Origin of the sequence: Actinoplanes sp. TBRC 11911, from assembly GCF_012933445.1 — a bacterium.
Classification (GTDB): Bacteria; Actinomycetota; Actinomycetes; order Mycobacteriales; family Micromonosporaceae; genus Actinoplanes.
This window is the reverse complement of the sequence record NZ_JABBNC010000056.1, coordinates 1-23,320: the sequence shown is the minus strand read 5'-3', so window position 1 is coordinate 23,320 and position 23,320 is coordinate 1. Positions and strand designations below refer to the sequence as shown.

Here is a 23,320-nt window from a genome sequence, read left to right as displayed (position 1 = left end):
CGACGCCCTCGCGTAAGCTTCCTGCAAGATCGTTTTAACGGGAGAGATATGGCGTTCACGCGCGAATTGCCGCCGCCGCAGGTGGCCCGCCCCACGCGCGAGGCCGGTGTGGTCGTCGGGCCGGTGGTCGACGAAGGCGGCGCGTTGCGCTTCCCGGTTCGGCCGGTGGCCGGGCCGACCGTCGTGTATGTCCTGGCCGGACGGCATTTCCCGGACGCGCTGCGACACGGCGACCTGGTCCGGGTGGTCGGCGGTCGTCCCGGCCCGGACGGCACGGTGGCGGCCGCGTCGGTCGAGGTGCTGGCGTCGCTGAACGGGCCGGTGGTGCGGCATCTGCGCGGATTCGATCACTGAGGCGGGCGGCGTTTACTGAGGCGGGCCGCGTTCGCTGACGTGCGGCGCCGGCTACTCGCTGACCTCGGCCGCCTGCCGCCGCCGGGCCTCGGCCACGTCGGCCATCAAGTCGTCCCAGATCGGGTCGGCCCGGAACGCCGCCGTCGGCGCCGACCCGCCCACCCGGGCGAACGCGTACTCCCACCAGGCCGCCACCCGGATCGGCCACAACCCCATCCGCACCGCCCCGCCCACGAAACACCGGTGCGCCAGTAGCGTCCCCGCGACCATCGGCGGGTCCAGGGTCGCGCCGGGAGCGTCCACCGTACGGCCGAAGGCCCGCACGTCGCGGTGCATCTCCGAATAGGCGATCAGGCCCGGCATCGCCGGCACGGTCACCTGGGCGCCGCGTTCGACGAGGTCCTGGGCGTACAGGGGAGTGAAAACCAGGTCGCCCTCGGTGACGATCAGCGGAAGCAACTCGCGGCCGCGGCGCACGTCGAGCTGGACCGCGGCCTTGCGGGTCGGCACGAAAATGGAAGCGGCCGCGTCCACATCGTCCGGGTCGAGTTCGGCGGTGTCGCCCAGGGCGGGCACGTGCACGTGGAGAGCTCCGCGCCGGACGCTGACCTCGACATCGGGGACCGTGGACAGCACCTCGGTGAGCTCGAAAACGTGCATGACCCCGTTATAGCGCGAGCGGCGATCCAGAGGCCATTGCTCTGGGAGCGCTCCCATGTCATGCTGTCCCCACGGCCGCAGAGATGACCCTCGATGTCCTGCGGTTGATCCCCGGCGCCTGGCGCCGCCGCATGTCTCAAGGAGCCACCACATGAGACCTGTTCTCTCCCGCGGCCTGACCGCCGCAGCCGCCTTCGCACTCGTCTCCGGCCTCGGCGTCGCCGCCGCGACCAGTGCGAGCGCGGCGGCCGGCTGTCAGGTCAGCTACTCCGTCAACCAGTGGAACACCGGATTCACCGGCACGGTGAACGTCACCAACCTCGGCGATCCCATCTCCGGCGGCTGGAACGTGGCCTGGACCTTCGCGGGCAACCAGCGCGTCACGCAGGGCTGGAGCGCCACGATCAGCCAGTCCGGCACCCGCGTCACGGCGACCAACCCGTCCTGGTCGACCACGATCGGCACCGGCGCATCCGTCAACTTCGGCTTCAACGCCGACTACTCCGGCACGAACACCGCACCGGCGAGCTTCGCGCTCAACGGCGTCACGTGCACGGGCAGCACAACTGGCGGGCCGTCGACACCGCCGACCAGCAATCCCCCTCCGGCGGGGAACAAGGCCGACAACCCGTACGCCGGGGCCCGCGGCTACGTGAACCCGGAGTGGAAGGCCAAGGCCGAGGGCGAGCCCGGCGGCACCCGGGTCTCGAACAACCCGACCGCCGTCTGGATGGACCGCATCGCCGCCATCGCGGGCAGCACCGGCAGCAGCTCGAACGGCTCGATGGGCATGCGCGCCCACCTGGACGCCGCGCTCGCGCAGGGCGCCGGCTACATCCAGTTCGTGATCTACAACCTGCCCGGCCGGGACTGCGCCGCACTCGCCTCCAACGGTGAGCTCGGCCCGGCCGACCTGCCCCGGTACAAGAGCGAGTACATCGATCCGATCGCCGCGATCCAGGCCGACGCCAAGTACGCGAGTCTGCGCATCATCAACATCATCGAGATCGACTCGCTGCCGAACCTGGTCACCAACACCTCGGGTCAGGCCGGCGCGACCTCGCAGTGCGACACGATGAAGGCCAACGGCGGGTACGTCAACGGCATCGCGTACGCCCTGCAGAAGCTCGGCGCGTTGCCCAACACGTACAACTACATGGACGCCGCGCACCACGGCTGGATCGGCTGGGACTCGAACTTCAACCCGGTCGCCGACCTGATGAAGTCGACGGTGCAGGCGTCGGGCAGCCTGAACAACGTGGCCGGGTTCATCACGAACACGGCCAACTACTCCGCGCTGACCGAACCCTACTTCACCGTCGGCACCACGGTCGGGGGCACAAGCGTACGGCAATCGAAGTGGGTTGACTGGAATCAATATGTGGATGAGCTCTCGTTCGCTCAGGCGTTCCGCAGCCGGCTGGTCTCGATCGGGTTCCCGTCGAACATCGGCATGCTGATCGACACGTCCCGCAACGGCTGGGGTGGCTCGGCCCGCCCGGCCCGCGCGAGCACGTCGACGACCGTGGACACGTTCGTGAACGAGTCGCGCATCGACCGCCGCATCCACGCCGGCAACTGGTGCAACCAGTCCGGTGCGGGCCTCGGCGAACGGCCCCGGTCGGCGCCGGCGAGCGGCATCGACGCGTACGTCTGGGTGAAGCCGCCCGGCGAGTCGGACGGCTCGAGCTCGCTCATCCCGAACAACGAGGGCAAGGGCTTCGACCAGATGTGCGACCCGAACTACACCGGCAACGCGCGCAACGGCAACAGCCGCACCGGTGCCCTGCCCAACGCCCCCATCTCCGGAGCGTGGTTCTCCGCGCAGTTCCGCGAGCTGATGGCGAACGCCTACCCGCCCCTGACCTGATTCCGCCCCCGTAACGGCCGGGCCCCGCTCTCACCCACGAGGAGCGGGGCCCGGTTTCGGTATAAATGCTTGTGGAGATCTCCAAGGTGGCCTGGCAGTCTGGCGGCCGGCGGCTGACCGCGGCGGCCGGCAGCGTGACCGGCAAGCGCTACGACGACAACTACGACGCGCTGGTGCTCGACCCGGCCGCGCCGGTGGCCGCGGTCGTGGACGGCATGGGCGACGGTCCGGGCAGCCGGCTGGCCTCGGGCACGACCGCCGCCGTCTTCGCCCGCGAGGCCCCGGGTGCCCACTCACCTGCCGCGCTGCGGGCCGTCGTCTCCCAGATCCAGGCCTCCGTACGCCGGGAGGGCCGCGACCCGGACCGCCTGACCGGCTGCACGCTGACCGCCTTCACGGCCGACGGCGCCGCGGCATGGATCGTCCAGATGGGCGACTCACGGGCGTACCGGCTGCGTGACGGTCTTCTGGAACTGCTCACCGTGGACCACACCATCGCCTGGCTGGGCATCCTGCACGGCTGGTTCGCGGCGGACTCGGCCGAGGCGAAGGCGGCCCGGTATCGGCTGACGCGGTACGTGGGTCACCCGGACGCGCCCGAGCCGGACGTGCTGTCGGTGACACTGCGCCCCGGCGACGTGTATCTGCTCTGCACCGACGGGGTGTCCGATCAGCTGAGCTACGAGCGGCTGACGCAGGTGCTGGGCACGACGATGGACCCGGCGGCGGCCGCTCACATCATGCTCGACGACACCCTCGAAGCCGGCGGCAACGACAATGCCACGGTGGTGGTGGTCCGGGTGGAGGAAACGGTCTGACGTTCAGGCGGGGGTGAGCTGGGCGATCTGGGCGGTCCGCGATTCGATGATCTGGCGGGCGAAGTCCAAAGCGGCCGGATTGCTGCCGTCGCCCTGTTCCCGCTGCGCGATCGTGATCGCGTCGGCTTGCTGTGCCGCCAGGGCTTTCACCGGATCGGCCTTCGATGCGGAAAGCGGGGTGGCGGCGGCGGACGGTGGTGGTGAAACGCCCCATCTGTCCAGCCAGGACGTCATCCGGACGACCTCATCCTGCTGCGTGACGATGATCGCTTCGGCCAGCGTCCGTGCCGAAGGCCGCGCTTTGGCCACGTCGGCCGCCAGCGCGATGCCGGCCCGGTGATGCGGAATCAGCGCCTGCACGAAGGCGACGTCGGCGGCGTTGTGCAGCGCGTCGGCGGAGCGGGAGCCGGTCTCCGACCCGGGCCCGGCGCATCCCGCGGCAAGAACCGCCAAGACAGTGACGAGAATCAATGACCGACGCATGCCGTAACGGTAAACATTCCTAATGATGGACGGAAGGGGCGGACCGGGGATCCCTTCAGTGTTGGCATCCGGACCGTGCTGGTCGTGCCCGGCCGTGCGCGTTGTGCCCGGCCGTGTGCGTGGTGCCCCGACCCTGCGCGTCGTGCCCGGCCGTGCGCGTCGTGCCCCGACCCTGCGCGTCGTGCCCGGCCGTGCGCGTTGTGCCCGGTCGTGCCGGTCGTGCCAGCCGTGCCGCCACTTCCTGCCTGGTTGGCCCTATATAGGGCAGCTTTCGCGGGTATGTGCCGCGACGGTCGGCCGGCGCGTGCCGGTCGCGCGTGGCGGCTGTCCCGCCATCCGAACGGAGCTGACCGCATCGTGGACGACAGTCCGAAAAGGACGGTTAGTTCGTCCGTTAAACAGCTTTTGTGGCCACGGTTTTCTCGCTGATTTCGAGACCTTGGAGAGTTACGCCCACATTCGAGCCCGAACTCTCCAAGGTCTCGAAAACCCGCCCGCGCGACTCGGAATCGCAGCCCCCGAACGTGGTCGAAAACGACATAACGGCGCTCGACCAAAGGGCGACTCGCATTTTGCGGCTGCCCGCGCTGGGCTTCCGGCGCTGGGGCTTCCCGCGCTGCGGCTGCCGGCGCTGCGGCTGCCGGCGCTGCGGCTGCCGGCGCTGCGGCTGCCGGCGCTGCGGCTGCCGGCGCTGCGGCTGCCGGCGCTGCGGCCACCGGTTCCGCCGGAAATATCGGATATGCCGTTAACGTGCGGCGAGGCACCTGAAGGGCAACCGTTCGTAGCTTGCGAGCACGCGGCAGCCGCCCGGCCGCTGGCCGGAAGTATCGGATATGTCGGCAACCTGTAGCGGGGCGCGGGAGGGGGTCCACCGTTTGCAGCTTGCGAGCGCGCTGCAACCGCCCGGCCGCTGGCTGGAAATGTCGGACATGTCGGCAACCTGTTGCGAGGCTCGGGAGGGGGTCCACCGTTTGCGGCTTGCGAGCGCGCTGCAGCCGCCCGGCCGCTGGCCGGAAATGTCGGAAATGTCGGCAGCCTGGAGCGAGGCGCGTGAGAGGGCCACCGTTCGGAGCTTGCGAGGGCGGGTTTGTCGCGGGTGGCTAGTGGCGGCGGCGTGGGGGCATGTCGTAGAAGCCGGTGGGGAGCTGCTGCGTCTCGGTCTGCCACGCCGGGTTCTTGCGGTTGCGGCTGCGCAGGCGCAACAGCACGGCCACCCCCAGGAACACCAGCACCCCGCCGACGATCAGGCCCGGGCCGAGGACCGAAGGCGTACCGGAAGAGGGGTTGAGCGCGGCCGCGTCCGCCGAGGACTCCGCCGGGGTTGGCTGGACGGTGGCGGCCTCCTCGGTGGGCTCGTCGGCCGGGGACGGGCTGGTGCTCGGCTTCGCGGCCACCGCCGAGACCACGCGGCTGGTGGTGCTCGCCGACGCCAGCACCCGGCCGCCCTGCGACGCGCGCGCCTCGAAGCTGACCGAGCCGTTGTCCGGGCCGGTGAAGGAGATGTCCCACTGCCCGGTCACGTTGCGGCCCGTGCACAGCTCGCCCGGATCGTTCTTGACGTCGGTGATGCGGGCGCCGTCGTCGCCGAGCTTCGCCTGTGTCTTGAAGGTGCCGCCGTTCTCGACCCGGTTCACCTTGATCTGGTCGAGGCTCACCCCTTGTGACTGGATGATCAGCGTCCAGCGAACCTTGACGCAGCGCCGGGACTCGCGGTCGGTGGACACGACCGCCGTCAGCGTACGGGCGGCCTTACCGGTGGTGAACGACGCCGGCTTCTGGCCGAACTGCACGTCGAAGCCGTCCACGTCGGCGCGTGCCGGTGTGGCCCAGGCGAGGGATGCGGTGAGCAGGGTCAGTGCCGCGGTGACGCCCGCCGCCACGTGTCGCACTACGATCATCTCCTTGTATGCCTGCACACCAGATGGTTCGTCGCAGCATGCCGAAAGGTTCATCCGGTGCGGCGGGTCACTCTACGTCGGCGCCTTATTTTTTGCTTAGGTCCACACCTCTGCCCCGAGAAAGAGCAGGTCAGACGCGCTGTGCCGGGGGGAAGAGCAAAGTAGGCGACAAAAGAACCGTCTGACGTTCATCCGAACCCGCACAACCTACGTAGTTGGGGGATGGACGCGGACCGGCTGCCCGCCGATGCGCGCCCGAACAGAAGTGCAGGGGGCATTCCCCACGAATGCCGGCGTCCCACCGCCCAGGGGACGTGACCGCTGCGGAGAACGAGGAGTCAATGGCCCGGACGAAGAACAACCAGCGATCCGCCAATCGTGTGGCCGTCGATGTCGGAGCTACCGGCACGGATCCGGTGCCCAAGAGCGCGGTGATCGCACTGGTGATCTGTGCGATCGCGGCGATCTGGGCGGTCGCGATGATGACCCCGCCCGGCCGGGTCGGCTACGTGTACTTCTTCCTGTACGCGGAGTTCTACCTCGGCGTGATCTGCCTGGTCTCGCTGTCGATCACCATCATGGTCGGCCTGGTGGCCACCGACCGGCTGGTGCTGTCCATCCGGCAACGCGTGCTTCTGCAATCGGCACACCGCACCACCGGCATCATCGCGGTGCTCTCGCTCATCGGCCACGTGTGGACCAAGGTCGTCGAGGGGCACATCTCGCTGATCATCGCGCTGGTGCCGTTCACGTCGGTGTTCCACCGGTTCGTCATCGGCCTCGGCGTGATCTCCGGCTACATCATGATCCTGGTGATGTGGACCGGCCTGGCCCGCTCCCGGTTCATCGGCCGTGGCCAGCCCTGGATGTGGCGCAGCATCCACGCGATCTCGTACCTGATGTGGCCGATCGCCCTGGTGCACGGCCTCGCGGCCGGACGGCCCGCGAAATCCTGGGTCATCGTCAGCTATGTCATCTGCATTCTCGCGGTTCTGGTCGGATTGGCCGTACGCCTGTCCGTGTCCCTGAACCGCCGTAAGGACTTCGCCTCGACCGCCGCGTCCGGTGGCGCCGTGAAGCCGGTCGGCAAGATCGTTCCCACCTCGAACGCGGCCCCGAAGAAGCAGCGCCGCCGCGAGCGCGAGCAGGAACTCGCCCCGGTCGCGGTGGTGGACACGTTCGAGCCGGTGATGGCCCCGCCGGTCTTCGAGGAGCCGGCCGCCGCCCCGCGCCAGCGTCGCGCGGTCGAGGACGCCTTCAACGAGCCGACCGGGCTGATGTCGCCGCGGGCGCTCGAGGACGAGCGTGGCCGCGGCCGCCGGTACGCGAACGACGACCAGATCGAGTTCGACGAGCCCGCGCCGCGCGGCCGCCGGTACGCCGGCGAGGAGACCGGCACCCGGATGCGCATGGAGGACACCGGAACGCGGATGCGTCCGGACGAGACCGGCACCCGGATGCGTCCGGACGACACCGGCACCCGGATGCGTCCGGACGACACCGGCACGCGGATGCGCTCCGACGACACCGGCACGCGGATGCGGCGCCCCGACTTCGAGGACACCAGCACGCGGATGCGCCGGGTCGAGATGGACGACTCCCGCAGCGGCGGCTACGAGGCCCCCCGCCAGCGCCGGTACGCCGAGGACGAGACGTCCGGCGGCCGCCGCCGCGCCGACGACTACTACGACGACGCTCCGCGCGGCAGCCGGCACGCCGACCCGGGCGACTACGACGAGAGGCCGCGCGCCCGGTCGCCGCGCTACGCCGACGAGGAACCACCACGAAGGGGCGGACGCACCGACTCCCGCTACGGCGGAGAGGCGGAGGATGCGCCCCGGGCTCGGCGCGACCGGGGCGCAGACATCGACGGCGCCGACTCGGGACGACACAGCCGCAGCCAGTTCGTGGACCTGGCCGCGCAGGACGACTACATCGAGCCGGACGAGACGCCGACGCTGGTCGACATGGCCTCGCGCCGGGCCCGCCGGCAGGCACAGAAGCAGGACACCGGACGCGCCCCGCGCGGCGGCCGGAAGGACGACGAGGTGACTGACGACGACTACTGGTCGCAGTTGCGAGGAGAAGCGAATTGAGCACGGCCCAGGTTCCACCGGTCACCGCGATCGGCACCCCCCGGATCACCGCGGGCTTCGACGAGTACGGCCGGCTGGACCTGCTGGCGCACCAGGAGGTGCACGGCGGGTTCGCGGCCCTCACGTCGGGTGAGCTGATCGGTCTCGCGGACCGTATCGAGCTGCGCGGGCGCGGCGGCGCCGGGTTCCCGTTCGCCCGCAAGGTGCGCGCGGTGCTCGACTCGTGCCGCCGTCAGGAACTGCCCCCGGTGATCGTGGTGAACGGCACCGAGGGTGAGCCGCCGTCCTGGAAGGACAAGGCGATCCTGACCCGGGCGCCGCATCTGATCCTGGACGGCGCCGCGCTGGCGGCCGCCGCCCTGGACGCCGAGGAGATCGTCATCGGCATCGCCGACGACGGCATCGGCCAGAGCTCGATCACCGCGGCGCTGGCCGAACGGCGGATGCCCTGCCCGACCCGGATCGTCACGGTGCCGCACCGGTTCATCTCCGGTGAGGGTGGCGCGCTGGTCCGCGGCATCAACGGCGAGGCGCACATCCCGCCCGGGCGCAAGGTGCGCTCCAGCGACAACGGCGTCATGGGCCTGCCTACGCTGCTGTCGAACGCGGAGACGTACTCGCAGCTCGCGATCGCGGCCCGGCTCGGCCCGTGGGAGTACAACGCGGTCGGCATCCCGGAGGAGCCCGGCACGGTCATGCTCACCGTCGGCGGCTCGGCGACCAACCCGGCGGTGGTCGAGGCGCCGTCGGGCACCCCGTTGATGGACGTGCTGACCATGTGCGGCGCGGACATCGGCCCGGGTCTGCTGGTCGGCGGCTACCACGGCAAGTGGATCACCGCGGAGGCCGCGAAGACCGTGACGATCTCCCGTAAGGGGTTCGCGAAGGTCGGGGGCACGCTGGGCGCCGGCATGCTCATCCCGATCGGGTCGAATACTTGTGCGCTCGGCGAAGTAGCTCAGGTCGTGCAGTATCTGGCGGGCGAGTCGGCGGGGCAGTGCGGCCCGTGCCGGCTGGGCCTGCCCGACCTGGCCCGGGCGGTCACCCTGGTGTCGCTGGGCGGCAACGCGGTGGAGAACGTGCGCCAGGCGGCCGGTGTGGTCAAGGGCCGCGGCGCCTGCAGCCACCCGGACGGTACGGCGCGGTTCGCGCTGTCCGCGCTGGAGGTCTTCGCCGCCGACGTCGAGGCGCACGCCGGCGGCGAGGGCTGCGGCAAGCAGGTCCGGGGTATTCTGCCGTTGCCGTACACGGCCGAGCAGGGTGCCCGGAAGCTGGCCGTGGACTGGTCGCGCTGCGACGGCCACGGGCTGTGCTCGGCGGTCGCCCCCGAGATCATCCGGCTGGACGCGAACGGCTTCCCGGCGTTCCCGCAGACCCCGCTGCCGCCGTGGCTGGAGAACGGCGCCCGCAAGGCGGTCAACGTCTGCCCGGCGCTGGCCCTGCGGCTCACCGAAGCCATCAAGTAAACCGGCCTCGCTCCGCCGAGCGGAGCGAGGCCGTCAGACTCAGTAGGTGGGCGCGTACTGCTCGCTCGGCATCAGGATCCAGAGGATCGGGTAGATGAGGATCTGGCTGCCCGGGATGATCAGCAGGGTGGCGATGAAGATCAGGCGGGCGATCCACGGGTCGATCCCGAAGCGCCGCGCCAGACCGGCGCAGACCCCGCCGATGATCCGGCCGGTCCGCGGGCGCACCAGGCCCTGACGGGTCATCGATTCATGGACGGAGTTCATCGGGTTCTCTCGCTTTCGTTTGCGCTGACTTGCTGACCAATCAAGAGTCGCCCATCACGGCGGCGATTCCCATCGGGAAAGGCCCTGAGGAGCCCCCGACTTCGCGACCCTTAGTAGGCGATCGAGCTCGCGGCGCATGATGGCGCGGACGAGCACGGCCCGGTCGCGTACCTGGTCCTCGGTGAGCGTAACCGTCTCGCCCGCGCGTCGCCGGCGGATCTCGCCGGCCAGCTCGACCGGCACACCCAGCGACGGCAGCCGGTCGATGGCCTCCCGCTTGGTGATCAGCCGGCCCTCGGCGATGGTGGCGTCCGCCCGGCTCACCGTGGTCAGACCCAGGTCGACGTGCAGGTCGGTGCGCCAGCGCCTCGGGTGGCGCAGCGCACCCGTCCAGTAGCCGCGCAGCTCGGCCCGCGCCCCCTCGGCGAGTTCGGCGTCGCTGACCGGCGGGAACACCGAGGCCGGCGCCGGACCGTAGACGGTGACCCCGAACCGATGCAGCTCGGCCCGCGAGATGCGGCTCAGCGGGCGCCGGAACATCTGCTCGTGTGCCCACGTCACGTGCGTGCGGTCCGGATCGTCCGCCTCGGCGACCGGCACGTACGCGCAGTGCAGCTTGGGCACGTCGAACGCCGCGTGCACGGCCTTCAGAGCGGTGCGGCGGGTGCGCGTCAGCGGCTCGGACAGCACCGCCACCAGGTCGAGGTCGCTGATGCCCGGATGGTAGTCACCGGAGCCGATCGAACCGCCCGCGTAGAAGCCGCTCACCCGGGCGACCTCGCGTACCGAGTCCGCGAAGCGGGACACCAGGGGTTCGCGATCAAGGCGAGCGTCCATGCGGTCAATCATGACGGGGGTACGCCAGATACAGTGTCCCGGCGAGTCAGGGAGTTGGGGGAGCATGCCTAAGGAGCCGCTGCGACCGCACGATCCGCGGCGTCTGGGCGATTACGAGCTCGTCGAGCGGCTCGGCGAGGGCGGCATGGGCACCGTCTACCTTGGCCGGTCGCCGTCCGGCGTGCTGGTCGCGGTCAAGATGGTCCGCGCCGACCTGGCGCACGACGACGAGTTCCGGCTGCGGTTCCGCAGCGAGGTCGAGCGCGTCCGCCAGGTGCCGCCGTTCTGCACCGCCGAGGTCCTCGACGCCGACCCCGACCACGACCGTCCGTACCTCGTGGTCGAGTACGTGGACGGGCCGACGCTGGCGAACGTCGTGGAGGAGCGCGGCCCGCTCACCGCGGCGAATCTCCACAGTGTGGCGATCGGGGTGGCGACCGCGCTGACCGCGATCCACGGCGCCGGCGTCATCCACCGCGACCTCAAACCGCGGAACGTGCTGCTCGCGCCGGGCAGCCCGAAGGTGATCGACTTCGGGATCGCGCGGGCGGTCGAGGGGCAGAGCAACACCATCACCGGCGACGGCGCGATGGTGGGCACGGTGGCCTACATGGCGCCGGAACGGTTCGGCGACGAGCCGCTCACTCCGGCCTCCGACGTGTTCGCGTGGGGCGGGGTGGTGGCGTACGCGGGAACCGGCCGCACCCCCTTCCGCGGCGAGACGCCGCCGGTGACCGCCGGCCGGATCCTCACCGCGGAGCCCAACCTGGACGGCCTGACCGGGCCGTTGCGTGACCTCGTGGCGCTGGCGCTGGCGAAGAACCCGGCCGACCGGCCGACCGCGCGCGAGCTGCTGGACCTGCTGATCTCGGGCCGGAGCAAGGCGACCGCAGCGGCGCTGAACGGCCAGCCGGACCTGCGGGAGGCCGCGGCCGAGGCGCAGTCGGTGATGGTCGGCTACCGGGAGGACGCGATCACCACCGTTCCGGTGTCGGAGCTGCCGATGCCGGCGCCGGTGCCACCGGACCCGGAACCGGCCCGGCCGCGCAAATGGTTCCTGCCGGTCGCGGTGGCCGTGGTCGTGCTCGCCGTGATCCTCGGTGCCGCGCTGCTCGCGTTCGCGCCGACGGTGACGAGTTCGAACGCGGCGCCCGCCGCCAGCCGTCCGGCCCCGATCCTGGCGGACGACCTGAGCGGGCCGCGGCTCTGGCAGGTGAGCACCGAGGCGGACGGGACCACCGGCTGCACGTTCCACGGTGGCCTGGTCGCCCAGGTGGCGCAGCGCGGGCTCTACAAGTGCACCGGGCCGCAGGACGACCTGCCGCCCGGCCTGGACGCCGAGGTCGGGGTGCGGCTGCTCACCCCGGACACGTGCGCGGGGATCTGGCTGCGGTTCACCCAGGTGCGCGGCTACCTGGTCGAGGTGTGCCCGACCAGCGTGTACGTGGGTACGCACCGTAACCAGAAGGTCGAGGTGACCCGGACGCTGCCGCTGGACCAGCCGATCGCGGTGGGCGGCGCGGTGACCCGGATCGGGCTGCGCACCACCGCTACCTCGGTCGAGGTGACCCGGGACGGCCGGACCGTCGGCACGGCACCGCTCACCGCCCGCGACATCACCGGTACCGGGCTGTTGCTGGGCGTGGTCACCGACCGGTCCGCGCCGCAGGACGGGCCGTTCTCGGTCGCGTTCGACCACATCGCCGTGCGGCCGTCAGCTGAAGGGTGACTCCGGGCGGTCCTGCGGCACGCCGTCCACCGAGATGTCGACGCGCTCGTTGTAGAAGCAGAGCAGGTCGCGGATCTTCGGATTCTCCGGGATCGGGTCGGGGTAGCTCCACGCGATGTCCGCGGCCGCCGGATGCGACCAGTAGCGGGCGGCACCCTTGTACGGGCAGAACGAGACGGCCTGGCTCTCCGACATCAGGTCCATCCGCACGTCGGTGAACGGCAGGTAGTACCGGGTCGGCAGCATCGTCTCGAACAACAGCACCGGCCGTACGCTACGAGCCACCCGCTCGCCGTCGATGAAGACCTCGACCTGCCGGGACGAGCGCAGCGTGTCGACGCGTTTGTGCGGGTCACGCGCGTGCTCGTAGACGCGTTCGTCCTCCTCGTACCACTCCAGGGTGCGCCAGGAGAAGGTGACGTGGTCCTTGAGCGCGGCGAACTCGTCGTTGTGCCAGGCGCCGCGCGGCACGTGCCGGCCGCCCGCGGTCACCGACCAGCCGCGGTCGGTCTCGTCGACCAGGACGCCCGGGCGGACGTCGTCGATGGGGACGAAGTAGGTGGGGAGCTCGCGCGGGCCGTACTGGATGAGCAGTTGGGCGTTGGCGGTGTCGGCCACGACGACGCCGCCCAGCCGCACCCGGACCCGGCGCGGGCTCGGTTCGACGAAAGGCAGGGGCCACTCGAATGCCATGACCCCTGCCTACCGGATGTGCCGAGCCATTGCCAGACCTTGCTCGTACGGGCGTCGGTCCGGCGCGCCGGCTCTCAGTCCTTGGTCAGGCCGGCCCGGCGCAGCGCGTCCGCCATCGCGGAGTTCTGGATCTGCGGCTGACGTTGCTGGCCCTGCCGGCCGCCCTGTCCCTGGCGTCCGCCGCCCTGTCCTTGCCGGCCTCGATCGCCGCGCTGGCCGCCCTGGCCGCCCTGGCCACCTTGGCCGCCACCCTGCCGGCCGCCGCGATCGCCGCCCTGGCCGCCGCGTTCGCCGCCCCGGCCGCCTTGACCGCCGCGCTGCCCACCCTGCCCGCCTTGGCCGCCGCCCGGACCCTGCCCCTGCCCCTGACCGGGCCGGCCGTCGTCGGCGCGCGGCTCCCGCTTGCGGGCCGGCTCGTCGCTCAGGCGCATGGTCAGCGAGATCCGCTTGCGGGCCTCGTCGATCTCCAGCACCCGGACCTTGACGACATCCCCGGACTTGACCACCTCTCGGGGATCTTTCACGAAATTGTTGGACAAAGCCGACACGTGGACCAGGCCGTCCTGGTGCACGCCGATGTCGACGAACGCCCCGAACGCCGCCACATTCGTGACCACCCCTTCCAGCACCATCCCCGGCTTGAGGTCGGCGATCTTCTCGACGCCTTCGGCGAACGTGGCGGTGGTGAACCCCGGGCGCGGGTCCCGGCCCGGTTTGTCCAGCTCACCCAGGATGTCGGTCACGGTGGGCAGCCCGAACGTGTCCGTCACGAACTGCTCCGGACGCAACGCCCGCAACAACGGGCTGTTCCCGATCAGCGTCTTGATGTCCGCGTTCGCCGACGCCAGGATCGCCCGGACCACCGGGTACGACTCCGGGTGCACCGCCGAGCTGTCCAGCGGGTCGTCGCCGTCCGGGATGCGCAGGAAGCCGGCGCACTGCTCGAACGCCTTCGGGCCGAGCCGGGCCACCTTCCGGATGTCGTCACGGGTGCGGAACGGGCCGTTCTGGTCGCGGTGCAGCACGATGTTCTCGGCCAGGCCGGCGCCGATCCCGGACACCCGGGTCAGCAGCGGCGCGGACGCCGTGTTCACGTCCACGCCGACCGCGTTCACCGCGTCCTCGACCACCGCGTCCAGCGACCTCGACAGCTTCACCTCGGACAGGTCGTGCTGGTACTGGCCGACCCCGATGGACCGCGGGTCGATCTTCACGAGCTCGGCGAGCGGGTCCTGCAGGCGGCGGGCGATCGAGACGGCGCCGCGCAGCGACACGTCCATGCCGGGCAGCTCCGACGCGGCGTACGCGGACGCCGAGTAGACCGACGCGCCCGCCTCGGACACCATCACCTTGGTCAGTTTCGCCTCGGGATGCCGCTTGATCAGCTCGGCGGCCAGCTTGTCGGTCTCCCGCGACGCGGTGCCGTTGCCGATCGCGATCAGGTCGACATTGTGCTTGCTGGCCAGCGCCGCGAGCCGGTGGATCGACTCGTCCCACTTGTTCTGCGGCACGTGCGGGTAGATCGTGTCGGTCGCGACCGCCTTGCCGGTCGAATCCACGATCGCCACCTTGACCCCGGTGCGGAAACCCGGGTCCAGTCCCATCGTGGTGCGCGTGCCGGCCGGCGCGGCGAGCAACAGGTCGCGCAGGTTGGCGGCGAACACGCGTACGGCCTCGTCCTCGGCGGCCTGCCAGAGACGGACCCGCAGGTCGGCACCCAGATGGATGAGCACCCGGGTGCGCCACGCCCAGCGCACCGTGTCGGTCAGCCACCGGTCCGCCGGCCGGCCCTGGTCCACGACGCCGAACCGGGCCGCGATCCGGGGCTCGAAGGTCGACTCGTCCTCCGGTTCCGGTTCCATCGTCAGATCGAGGACTTCCTCTTTCTCGCCGCGGAACATCGCCAGGATGCGGTGCGAGGGCAATTTCGCGTACGGCTCGGCGAAGTCGAAGTAGTCGGCGAACTTCGCGCCCTCGGACTCCTTGCCGTCGCGCACCTTGGCGATCAGCCGGCCCCGCGTCCACATCCGCTCGCGCAGCTCGCCGATCAGGTCGGCGTCCTCGGCGAACCGCTCGATGAGGATCGCCCGCGCGCCGTCCAGGGCGGCGCTCTCGTCCGCCACGCCTTTCTCGGCGTCCACGAAGCTTGTGGCGCTCTCGCGCGGGTCGAGGGTGGGGTCACCCAGCAACTGCTCGGCCAGGGGCTCCAGACCGGCCTCACGGGCGATCTGTGCCTTGGTGCGCCGCTTCGGCTTGTACGGCAAGTAGATGTCCTCGAGCCGGGCCTTCGAGTCGGCGGCCAGGATGGCCTGCTCCAGGGCGTCGTCGAGCTTGCCCTGCGCGCGGATCGACTCGAGCACGGCCGTGCGGCGTTCCTCCAGCTCACGCAAGTACCCCAGGCGCTCCTCGAGGGTCCGCAGCTGGGTGTCGTCGAGGGTGCCGGTCACCTCCTTGCGGTAGCGGGCGATGAACGGCACCGTGGCACCGCCGTCGAGCAAATCGACCGCCGCGGTGACTTGGGCCTCCCGAACCCCGAGTTCGGAGGCAATGCGCTGATGGATCGCTGTCGTCACGCCGACGATTCTCTCCGAGGCGGTCCGCCCTTGTCGCGCCACCCCGCGTGACAGGTTCCGATGATCACTCCGGGGTGGCCCCTGACCTGCGGGTAACGCTTCCGGGGGACTTCCCGGTCCGCGTTTCGCGGCTTTTCCCACCCGGTGGGCAGCCAGGCCCCCGCGCTCACCTCCGCCCGCTATGTAGGAGGTACTAGAGACTTATGAGAACGCGTTTGGCAGTCTTGTGACATGACGCTTGTGGTCCGGGCGGTCGCCGCCACCGATCAAGGACTGGTGCGGTCCAACAACGAAGATGCGGTGTTCGTGGGAAACCGTCTGCTGGTGGTGGCCGACGGCATGGGCGGGCTGCCCGCCGGTGAGCTGGCCAGCGACATCCTGGTGCGGGCGCTGAGCGTCGTCGACGACATGCCGGACACCGGCGAGCCGTTGCAGGATCTGATCGCGGCGCTGGCGACGGCGAACGAACGGATCGAGGCCGCGATCGCCGACGACGACGCGCGCGACGGCATGGGCACGACCGTGACGGCGATCCTGCTCTCCGGCAACCGGGTGGCCGCGCTCAACGTGGGCGACTCCCGCTGCTACCGGGTCCGCGACGGCGAGCTCACCCAGCTCACCCGCGACGACACCTACGTGCAGGCGCTGGTCGACCAGGGCGTGCTGACCCCCGACGACGCCCGCCGGCACCCGCAGCGCGCCCTGGTCACCCAGGCGGTGCAGGGCGGCCCGTACCGCCCGGCCGGCCGGCTGATCCCGGTCCAGGCCGGCGACCGCTTCCTGCTGTGCAGCGACGGCCTGTCCGACTACGTGGAAGACAGCGTGATCGCCGAGACCCTGCGCATCAACCCGGACCGCAAGACCGCGGCCGCCGAGCTGGTCCGGCATACGTTGGAGAACGGCGCCCCCGACAACGTGACGGTCATCGTCGCCGACGTCACCGAGGCTTGAGAGTCAGGGCAGCTCCAGAAACTCGCGGATCTCGTCCTCCACCCGGCGCATCGTCGGGTGCGAGACGAAGCCGTGGTTGTCGCGCAGGCCGGTGCGGTCGAGGATCTGCACGACGCCATGGATGCGGACGAATGCGCCGCCCAGCGGGTCCTCATCGGTCAGCGGCACCGCGAGATGGTTGGGGTGCGGCGTGTCCCGGACGACGGTGAGCGCCCAGATCGCCAGCTCGTCGACGGCGTTGTATTCGTCGTTGCTGATCACCAGGACGCGATGCTGGGCGGAGCCGCGCAGTAACGTCCAGATCTGACCGCGTCTCACCACTGCGTGTCACGCAGCGCGATGTCGTTGCTGCTCTCGATGAGCTCCCGCTGCTCGGCGATCTCCTCCGGGGTGCGTCCGCGCAAGAAATCCCCGTACGCCTGGGCGGCGGTCCGCTGCCGCTCTCGTCGCGCCTCGGGCAGCACCCGCCGGACCGCCTCGGTGACCGCCGCCGAGGCGTTCGCCTGGCTCTGCAGATAATCGGCGACGTCGTCCGGGACGCTGATGCTCATCTTGACGGTCATACTTTCATCCTACTGTGCCGGCTGCGCTCGAATCCGTGTGCGCCGGTGCATATCCTCGGCGGATGCTCATCACGACCGAACGGCTGATCCTGCGGCGTTTTCGCAAGGCGGACGCGCCGGTGCTGGCCGAGTACCGGTCGGACCCCGCGGTGGCGCGCTACCAGTCGTGGGACGCGCCGTTCCCGCTGCTGCGCGCGCAGACCGCGGTCGCCAACTTCATGGCCTCCGATCCGGACAAGGCGGGCTGGTTCCAGTACGCGGTCGAGCGCGTCGCCGACCGCACGCTGATCGGTGACGTGGCCGTGCACCTGCATGACAACCTGCTGCAGGCGGAAATCGGATTCACCCTGGCCACGCCGTACCAGAAGCAAGGTTTTGGGGCCGAGGCCGTGCGTGCCGTGCTGGACCGGCTGTTCCGCGTGCAGGGGCTGCACAAGGTGACCGGGGAGTGCGACGCCCGCAACACAGCGTCGGCGGCGCTGATGGAACGCGTCGGCTTCACCCGCGAGGGCCACCTGCGCCAGCAGACGTTCATCAAGGGCGAATGGACCGACGACCTGCTCTACGGCTTGCTCGCCGAGGAGTGGCTGCTCGACGAGTGATGCAGGCGGCCGGCCAGGTCACGTACCCGGATCGGCGGTTCCCCGGCCGGCAGCTTCTCGGCGACGTCACCCGCCCGCGCGATCGATTTCCCGTACGCGGCGGCCAGCCCGGACGCCGACACCCCGTGCGCCACCACGGACAGCAGGATGGTCCAGGTCACCGCGGCGACCAGCAGCCCGCCGTTCTCGGCGTGCTCGATCTCCTCCAGCGCGATCAGCAGGAACACGACCGAGGCCAGCCCGCGTGGGCCGAACCAGCCCATGAACGCCACGGTCGCCGGCCGCAGACGGGTGCCGAGCAGCGCGATCGCCACCGGAACCAGCCGGATCACGGTGAGGCTCAGGATCGCGTACAGGATCGGCCGCACCGAGAAGGCCAGCGTCCCCACGAAGAGCGCGCCGAACAGCGCCCACACCAGGAACGACGTGGCCAGCCCGAGCGTCTCGGTGAACTGCACGGGCGCCCGCAACCGGCCCCGGGTGGCGGCGCCGAACAGCAGGCCACCGAGGAAAGCCGCGATGAACCCGTTACCGCCGATCGCCACCGAACCCTCGTACGCGAGTAACGCCAGGGCGAGAATGGCGATCTGCTCGGACACCTGGGCGGTCCAGCCCCGCGCGGCCGCGGCCGACAACAGCCGCCCGCCGAGATGGCCGACCACGATCGCGGCGACGATCGCCAGTCCGATCTGCTTGACCGCTTCCCACCCCCACGCCGTACCGCCGAGAGCCTCCTCGGCCGCGACCGCCGCGACGAAGAGGGTGACGAACGGCGTCGCGATCCCGTCGTTGAGACCGCTCTCGACGTTGAGCGCCCGCCGGATCCGCACCGGCACCGCCTTGTTCGTGACGACCGCCAGCCCGAGCGCCGCGTCGGTGGGCGCCAGGATCGTCGCGATCAGCGCCGCGGCCGCCCAGCCGGCGCCCGGAAACACCAGGTAGGCGAGCAGCGCGCCGATCGCGATCGTCATCGGCAGCCCGGCGAACAGCAGCCGCCGGGGCAGCCCCGAGTCACCCTCGACGTCGTCGAGCCGGACGGTTGAGGCGTCCGCGAACAGCAGCAGCGCCAGGGTCAGCTCGGTGATCGTGAGAACGGTCTCGTCGCCCAGCGCGAACGGCAGGACGGCCAGGCCGCCCGGCCCCAGGATCGCGCCGGCGGCGACGAACACCATCGGAGCGGTGATCCACCAGCGATCCAGCTTCGAGGCGATCATCGTGTACGCCACCACGAGCGCCGCGAGCGCAGTGAGCCCACCCATCGGGCCAGTCAACGTTCCGGCCGGCAACCGGGGATCACCCCGTACGCATGATGCTCGTCCAGGGAAAACGCCGGATGGTGACGGGGTCCGACGAGAACGGGAAGAGCCTTGCCATGACAACTATGAAGATCACCCGGCCGAGCATGGCGGACCGCCAGGCCCAGGGCCGCGACGCCCGGGACCGCACACCACGGTCGAGTCACACCAACTGGCGCCCGGCCGGCGACCGGCCCGACCCGGTGACCACGCTCACCGAGCAGAACGTGACCCGCGAGCCGGACCTGGTGCCGGTGCGGCACGGCCGGATGATGGTCTCGCCGTTCACCTTCTACCGCGGGGCGGCGCGGGTGATGGCGATGGACCTGAAGGACACTCCCGTGGCCGGCCTCGACGTCCAGCTCTGCGGCGACGCCCACCTGTCGAACTTCGGCGCGTTCGCCTCGCCGGAACGCAAGCTGCTGTTCGACCTCAACGACTTCGACGAGACCCTGCCCGGGCCGTTCGAGTACGACGTGAAACGGATGGCGGCCAGCTTCATGATCGCGGCCCGCAACAACGGGTTCGACAAGGCCGACCAGCGGGCCTCGACGCTTGCCTCGGTGACCGCGTACCGCGACGCGATGACCATGTTCGCCGGGATGCGCACGATGGACGTCTGGTACGCGCACCTCGACGAGGATCAGCTGATCAAGGCGATCCGGGAGGCCACCGCGGAGGACCGCGACGGTGGCAAGCAGCACCAGAAGCTCGTCAAGAAGGCGCTCAAACGCGCCGAACAGAACCGTCGCAAGGCACACACCCGAGACAGCCTGCAGGCGCTGTCCAAGCTCGCGGAGAACGTCGACGGCCGCTACCGGATCATCAGCCAGCCGCCGATCGTCGTCCCGGCCCGGGATCTGCCGATGACCCAGGACATGACGCCCGACGAGATCCAGCAGCTGGTCCGCGACCAGTTCCGCGCCTACCGCTCCACACTGCAGGACGACCGGCGCAAACTGCTGGAACGGTTCGAGGTCGTCGACATGGCCCGCAAGGTCGTGGGCGTGGGCAGCGTCGGCACCCGGGCCTTCATCGTGCTGCTGCAGGGCCGCGACGCCGGCGACCCGCTCTTCCTGCAGATCAAGGAGGCGACGAACTCGGTTCTGGAGACGTCGCTGCCGCGCAGCCGCTACCGCCTGCAGGGCGAGCGGGTGGTGCAGGGCCAGCGGATGATGCAGGCGGCCAGCGACATCTACCTGGGATGGACCAAGGGCCGTGACGTCACCCGGCACTTCTACTGGCGGCAGCTTCGCGACATGAAAGGCTCGGCCGAGGTGGAGCTGATGACGCCGGTCGGACTGCCCGTCTACGGGCGGATCTGCGGCTGGACGCTGGCGCGGGCGCACGCCCGGTCCGGGGACCCGGTGGCGATCGCCGCGTACCTGGGCGGCAGCGACACGTTCGACAAGTCGATCACCGATTTCGCCGACCGTTACGCGGACCAGAACGAGCAGGACTACGAGCGGTTCGCGTCGGCGATCAAGTCCGGTCAGCTCGAGGCCGTCGACGGACAATGAGCCATCGTGCCACCGCGGCGCCGCCGAGCAGCAGGATGCCGGCGGCGACGACGGCGAGCATCGTCGCGTTGCGCCGCCGGCAGTCGTTCACCGGGTCGTCGTGGGTGAGGGCGCAGGCCATTTTGTCACCCGCGTTCCTCCCGTACGTCGTCCGTAAGGCGTCCCGGAGGTCGTCCCATTGCCGGCGGGTCTCGACGATCGCGCCGGTCACCGCCTTCGCGAAGTTGTCGCCCACCTGCCCGCGGGGCGTCGTGGGATCCGACGTGGCGCCGGTGGCCGGATCGACCAGCCCGGTGTCCTTGTTGAGCGCCGCGTGGGTCACCCGGTTCCGGCATTTCGCGACGCCGGCCGGCTGGTCGGGCACCACGAAGCACCCGGTGGTGAGGCCGTCCGGGATGGCCGGCGTGCCGGTGCCGCGCAGGTCGAACAGCGCGCTGGGCGCGGGCAGGTTCAGACCCGGCGGGTTCTCCGGCCCGGCCGGGCGGCTAGGGTCCGCGGCGTCCGCCCAGTTGCTGTGCGAGTAGAAGTCCTGCGCGCCGTGCAGGGCCCGGCCGAACGCTTCGAGGGTCGCGCACTTGGCGCGTCGCTCGGCGGCCGCGCCGGGCACGCAGTCGTTGCCCAGGTCGACCTCCGCGCCGGCGATGTCCCCGTTGGCGTCCAGAAGGCCGTCGGCGTCGGTGACCGCCTCGCGGAATCGGTCGCGCAGGTGGTCGATGCATTCGTGCAGGCGGGTCGTGGCCTGGTCGCGGGTCCGCGGGTAGCCGGCGGCGGTCTGCACGTCGCCGTCGTTGAGGAAGTCGGCGTCGTCGCAGTGCGCGGCCGGGTTGAGCGACTCGGTGAGATCGGGCGACCCGACCGCGCCGAACTGCTTCCCGTCACCCGCGAGCTGGCTGATCGATCGCGCCTGGAAGCAGGTGTCGTCGTCGCCTTCGGGGCAGGCGACCGCGGCCCGGGTGATCCGCTCGTGCTCCCGGTTCTGGCCGCCGGTCGCGATCGTCCCGAACCCGGACGCCCCCGTCCCGGGGAACAGCGCGACCGAACCGGCGAGCAGCAGCGACGCGAGCAGTCCCGCGCCGCGTCTCCACCCGCCCGACCCCCCGGCCACCAGGGCAGCCTCGCACCGACGGACCCGCCCTGCGTCATTCCGGGCGGATGGTCATCCCGGCGTCGCCGGCCCGCCTGGAAGATCCATTGTCGCCGATGCCGCTCCACGGTGGTGGGGCGCCAGCGCGATGTCCGAAACCCGCCAGCAATCGCGCCTCCCGGGCAGCAGTGTGGAAGGCGTACAGAGGCTGACCAAGAGGAGGCAACGATGACCGCCTGGACCACAATCGCCAGCCCGGTGGGAGACCTGCTGCTGGTGGGGGAGGAGACGGCGGACGGGATCACCTTGACGTCGCTGTCCATGCCCGGCCAGAGGAAGGCCCCGGCCGTACGCCCGGCCGCGTTCAGCGAGATCGCCCGCCAGGTGGAGGCGTACTTCGCCGGCGAGCTCACCCGGTTCGACATCCCGTTCACTGAGGGTGGCACGGACTTTCAGCGGCGCGTGTGGCGCGCGGTGGAGGAGATCCCGTTCGGGAGCACCACCACGTACGGCGCGATCGCCGCGAAGCTCGGCCTGCCGCGGGAGCGGATCCAGGCCGTCGGTGCCGCGGTCGGGGCGAACCCGTTGCTGCTGGTGCGGCCCTGCCACCGCGTCATCGGCGCGGACGGCTCGATGCGGGGCTACGCCGGGGGTGTCGAGCGCAAGGTGTGGTTGCTCACCCACGAGGGCGCGCTGCAGCCGTCGCTCGTCGCACCGATGGGCGGCTCACGATGACCGACACCCTGGAACAACTCGCCGACGTGGACTGGGTTGCCGTGACGGGAGACCTCGACGCGTACGGGAACGCTCTGACCGGCCCGATCCTCACCGCAGCGCAATGCCGGCAGATCAGCGGGTGGTACGACGACGCCGCCCGGTTCCGCACCACCGTGGACATGGCCCGGCACCGGTTCGGATCCGGCCAGTACCGGTACTTCACGCACGACCTGCCGGAGGTGGTGCGGGAGCTGCGGGAGGCGTTCTATCCTCGTCTGCTGCCCGTGGCGCGCGACTGGGCCGCCAAGCTCGGGGCGCCGGCACCGTGGCCGGACAGCCTCGCCGAGTGGCTGCGGATGTGCCACGCAGCGGGCCAGTCCAAGTCCGCGCAGATCCTGCTGCGCTACGGCCCCGGCGACTGGAACGCGCTGCACCGCGACGTGTTCGGCGACATGCTCTTCCCGCTGCAGGTCGTCGTCGGCCTGGACGCCCCCGGCACCGACTTCACCGGCGGCGAGTTCCTGATGGTCGAGCAGCGGCCCCGCGCGCAGTCCCGCGGTTCGGCGACCACCTTGCCGCAGGGCCACGGCCTGGTGTTCACCACCCGGGACCGGCCGGTAGCGTCGAAGCGCGGCTGGTCGAACGCCCCGATGCGGCACGGCGTGAGCACCGTCCGCTCGGGCCGCCGCCACACGCTGGGCCTGGTCTTCCACGACGCCGCCTAGCCGGGTAAGTCCTAACCGTGGTGGTGGGCGGTAAGTGATCTGGTCACGGTGCGGCGCGGTGGCGCGGTGGTGATCCGTTCGCGGCCTGGACACCGCGGTCACATCGTGGATTTTTGTGA

At 70.7% G+C, this 23,320-nt stretch carries 22 protein-coding genes; 11 read left to right on the top strand and 11 right to left on the bottom strand.

Translation table 11 applies throughout. The annotated features are described in order from the left end of the window. Window positions 1–48: 48 nt before the first annotated feature. A complete protein-coding gene (locus HH310_RS41655; protein ID WP_169181297.1) occupies window positions 49–354 on the top strand; it encodes a hypothetical protein in 306 nt (101 codons plus the stop codon). Between the two features lie 51 nt (window positions 355–405). Here HH310_RS41655 and HH310_RS41650 read toward each other — a convergent pair whose 3' ends face one another. Beyond that, complete coding sequence (locus tag HH310_RS41650) at window positions 406–1,014, bottom strand: hypothetical protein (RefSeq protein ID WP_169181296.1); 609 nt, start codon at window positions 1,012–1,014, stop codon at window positions 406–408. A gap of 151 nt (window positions 1,015–1,165) precedes the next feature. On the opposite strand from HH310_RS41650, the gene HH310_RS41645 reads away from it, so the two are divergent. Further along, window positions 1,166–2,884 carry a glycoside hydrolase family 6 protein gene (locus tag HH310_RS41645; RefSeq protein ID WP_169181295.1) on the top strand — a complete coding sequence of 573 codons (1,719 nt, stop codon included), beginning with the start codon at window positions 1,166–1,168 and terminating at the stop codon, window positions 2,882–2,884. Window positions 2,885–2,970: 86 nt separating this feature from the next. Then, window positions 2,971–3,702 (top strand): serine/threonine-protein phosphatase, encoded by a 732-nt coding sequence (locus HH310_RS41640; protein WP_312034663.1) that lies wholly within the window; start codon window positions 2,971–2,973, stop codon window positions 3,700–3,702. Between the two features lie 3 nt (window positions 3,703–3,705). Here HH310_RS41640 and HH310_RS41635 read toward each other — a convergent pair whose 3' ends face one another. Next, on the bottom strand, window positions 3,706–4,185 hold the full coding sequence (locus tag HH310_RS41635) for a DUF305 domain-containing protein (protein ID WP_169181293.1): 480 nt from the start codon (window positions 4,183–4,185) through the stop codon (window positions 3,706–3,708). A 1,100-nt stretch (window positions 4,186–5,285) separates the two neighbouring features. Next, the gene (locus HH310_RS41630; RefSeq protein WP_169181292.1) at window positions 5,286–6,083 is read right to left on the bottom strand and encodes a hypothetical protein; all 798 of its coding nucleotides are present in this window, start codon (window positions 6,081–6,083) and stop codon (window positions 5,286–5,288) included. A 341-nt stretch (window positions 6,084–6,424) separates the two neighbouring features. Here HH310_RS41630 and HH310_RS41625 point away from each other — a divergent pair, with 341 nt between their 5' ends. Together HH310_RS41625 and HH310_RS41620 are read left to right on the top strand one after the other, a co-directional pair. Further along, the gene (locus HH310_RS41625; protein WP_169181291.1) at window positions 6,425–8,179 is read left to right on the top strand and encodes a translation initiation factor III; all 1,755 of its coding nucleotides are present in this window, start codon (window positions 6,425–6,427) and stop codon (window positions 8,177–8,179) included. Further along, window positions 8,176–9,645, top strand: a complete 1,470-nt coding sequence (locus tag HH310_RS41620) for an NADH-quinone oxidoreductase subunit NuoF family protein (protein ID WP_169181290.1) — start codon at window positions 8,176–8,178, stop codon at window positions 9,643–9,645. Before HH310_RS41625 ends, HH310_RS41620 begins: the two co-directional genes overlap by 4 nt. 39 nt (window positions 9,646–9,684) lie before the next feature. Here the strand turns inward: HH310_RS41620 and HH310_RS41615 are convergent, their stop codons facing one another. Both HH310_RS41615 and HH310_RS41610 read right to left on the bottom strand, forming a co-directional pair. Next, a complete protein-coding gene (locus HH310_RS41615; protein ID WP_169181289.1) occupies window positions 9,685–9,912 on the bottom strand; it encodes a PspC domain-containing protein in 228 nt (75 codons plus the stop codon). Window positions 9,913–9,966: 54 nt separating this feature from the next. Beyond that, entirely contained in the window at window positions 9,967–10,749 is a 783-nt protein-coding gene (locus HH310_RS41610; RefSeq protein WP_169181288.1) for a nucleotidyltransferase domain-containing protein, read from the bottom strand. Window positions 10,750–10,813: 64 nt separating this feature from the next. Here HH310_RS41610 and HH310_RS41605 point away from each other — a divergent pair, with 64 nt between their 5' ends. Continuing rightward, a complete protein-coding gene (locus tag HH310_RS41605) occupies window positions 10,814–12,478 on the top strand; it encodes a serine/threonine-protein kinase (RefSeq protein ID WP_169181287.1) in 1,665 nt (554 codons plus the stop codon). On the opposite strand, the gene HH310_RS41600 is transcribed toward HH310_RS41605, so the two are convergent. Together HH310_RS41600 and HH310_RS41595 are read right to left on the bottom strand one after the other, a co-directional pair. After that, on the bottom strand, window positions 12,464–13,171 hold the full coding sequence (locus HH310_RS41600) for a DUF427 domain-containing protein (RefSeq protein ID WP_169181286.1): 708 nt from the start codon (window positions 13,169–13,171) through the stop codon (window positions 12,464–12,466). The two genes, HH310_RS41605 and HH310_RS41600, sit on opposite strands and share 15 nt — an antisense overlap. Window positions 13,172–13,245: 74 nt before the next feature. Further along, window positions 13,246–15,744, bottom strand: a complete 2,499-nt coding sequence (locus HH310_RS41595) for a Tex family protein (RefSeq protein WP_169181285.1) — start codon at window positions 15,742–15,744, stop codon at window positions 13,246–13,248. Between the two features lie 231 nt (window positions 15,745–15,975). Between HH310_RS41595 and HH310_RS41590 the strand changes: the two genes are divergently transcribed. Continuing rightward, on the top strand, window positions 15,976–16,695 hold the full coding sequence (locus HH310_RS41590) for a PP2C family serine/threonine-protein phosphatase (RefSeq protein WP_169181284.1): 720 nt from the start codon (window positions 15,976–15,978) through the stop codon (window positions 16,693–16,695). A gap of 3 nt (window positions 16,696–16,698) precedes the next feature. Here the strand turns inward: HH310_RS41590 and HH310_RS41585 are convergent, their stop codons facing one another. After that, on the bottom strand, window positions 16,699–17,016 hold the full coding sequence (locus HH310_RS41585) for a type II toxin-antitoxin system PemK/MazF family toxin (RefSeq protein WP_169181283.1): 318 nt from the start codon (window positions 17,014–17,016) through the stop codon (window positions 16,699–16,701). Then, complete coding sequence (locus HH310_RS41580; RefSeq protein ID WP_169181282.1) at window positions 17,010–17,258, bottom strand: hypothetical protein; 249 nt, start codon at window positions 17,256–17,258, stop codon at window positions 17,010–17,012. Before HH310_RS41580 ends, HH310_RS41585 begins: the two co-directional genes overlap by 7 nt. Window positions 17,259–17,320: 62 nt before the next feature. Between HH310_RS41580 and HH310_RS41575 the strand changes: the two genes are divergently transcribed. Next, window positions 17,321–17,860: a GNAT family N-acetyltransferase gene (locus tag HH310_RS41575; protein WP_169181281.1), complete on the top strand. Its 540-nt coding sequence runs from the start codon at window positions 17,321–17,323 to the stop codon at window positions 17,858–17,860. On the opposite strand, the gene HH310_RS41570 is transcribed toward HH310_RS41575, so the two are convergent. After that, a complete protein-coding gene (locus HH310_RS41570) occupies window positions 17,821–19,119 on the bottom strand; it encodes a cation:proton antiporter (protein ID WP_169181280.1) in 1,299 nt (432 codons plus the stop codon). The two genes, HH310_RS41575 and HH310_RS41570, sit on opposite strands and share 40 nt — an antisense overlap. 113 nt (window positions 19,120–19,232) lie before the next feature. On the opposite strand from HH310_RS41570, the gene HH310_RS41565 reads away from it, so the two are divergent. Beyond that, entirely contained in the window at window positions 19,233–20,675 is a 1,443-nt protein-coding gene (locus HH310_RS41565) for a DUF2252 domain-containing protein (RefSeq protein ID WP_169181279.1), read from the top strand. On the opposite strand, the gene HH310_RS41560 is transcribed toward HH310_RS41565, so the two are convergent. Further along, on the bottom strand, window positions 20,638–21,780 hold the full coding sequence (locus HH310_RS41560) for a CinY protein (RefSeq protein WP_312034661.1): 1,143 nt from the start codon (window positions 21,778–21,780) through the stop codon (window positions 20,638–20,640). The two genes, HH310_RS41565 and HH310_RS41560, sit on opposite strands and share 38 nt — an antisense overlap. Window positions 21,781–21,987: 207 nt before the next feature. Between HH310_RS41560 and HH310_RS41555 the strand changes: the two genes are divergently transcribed. Both HH310_RS41555 and HH310_RS41550 read left to right on the top strand, forming a co-directional pair. Continuing rightward, window positions 21,988–22,494, top strand: a complete 507-nt coding sequence (locus tag HH310_RS41555) for a methylated-DNA--[protein]-cysteine S-methyltransferase (RefSeq protein WP_169181278.1) — start codon at window positions 21,988–21,990, stop codon at window positions 22,492–22,494. Then, on the top strand, window positions 22,491–23,201 hold the full coding sequence (locus HH310_RS41550) for a 2OG-Fe(II) oxygenase (RefSeq protein ID WP_169181277.1): 711 nt from the start codon (window positions 22,491–22,493) through the stop codon (window positions 23,199–23,201). Before HH310_RS41555 ends, HH310_RS41550 begins: the two co-directional genes overlap by 4 nt. Window positions 23,202–23,320: the final 119 nt, after the last annotated feature.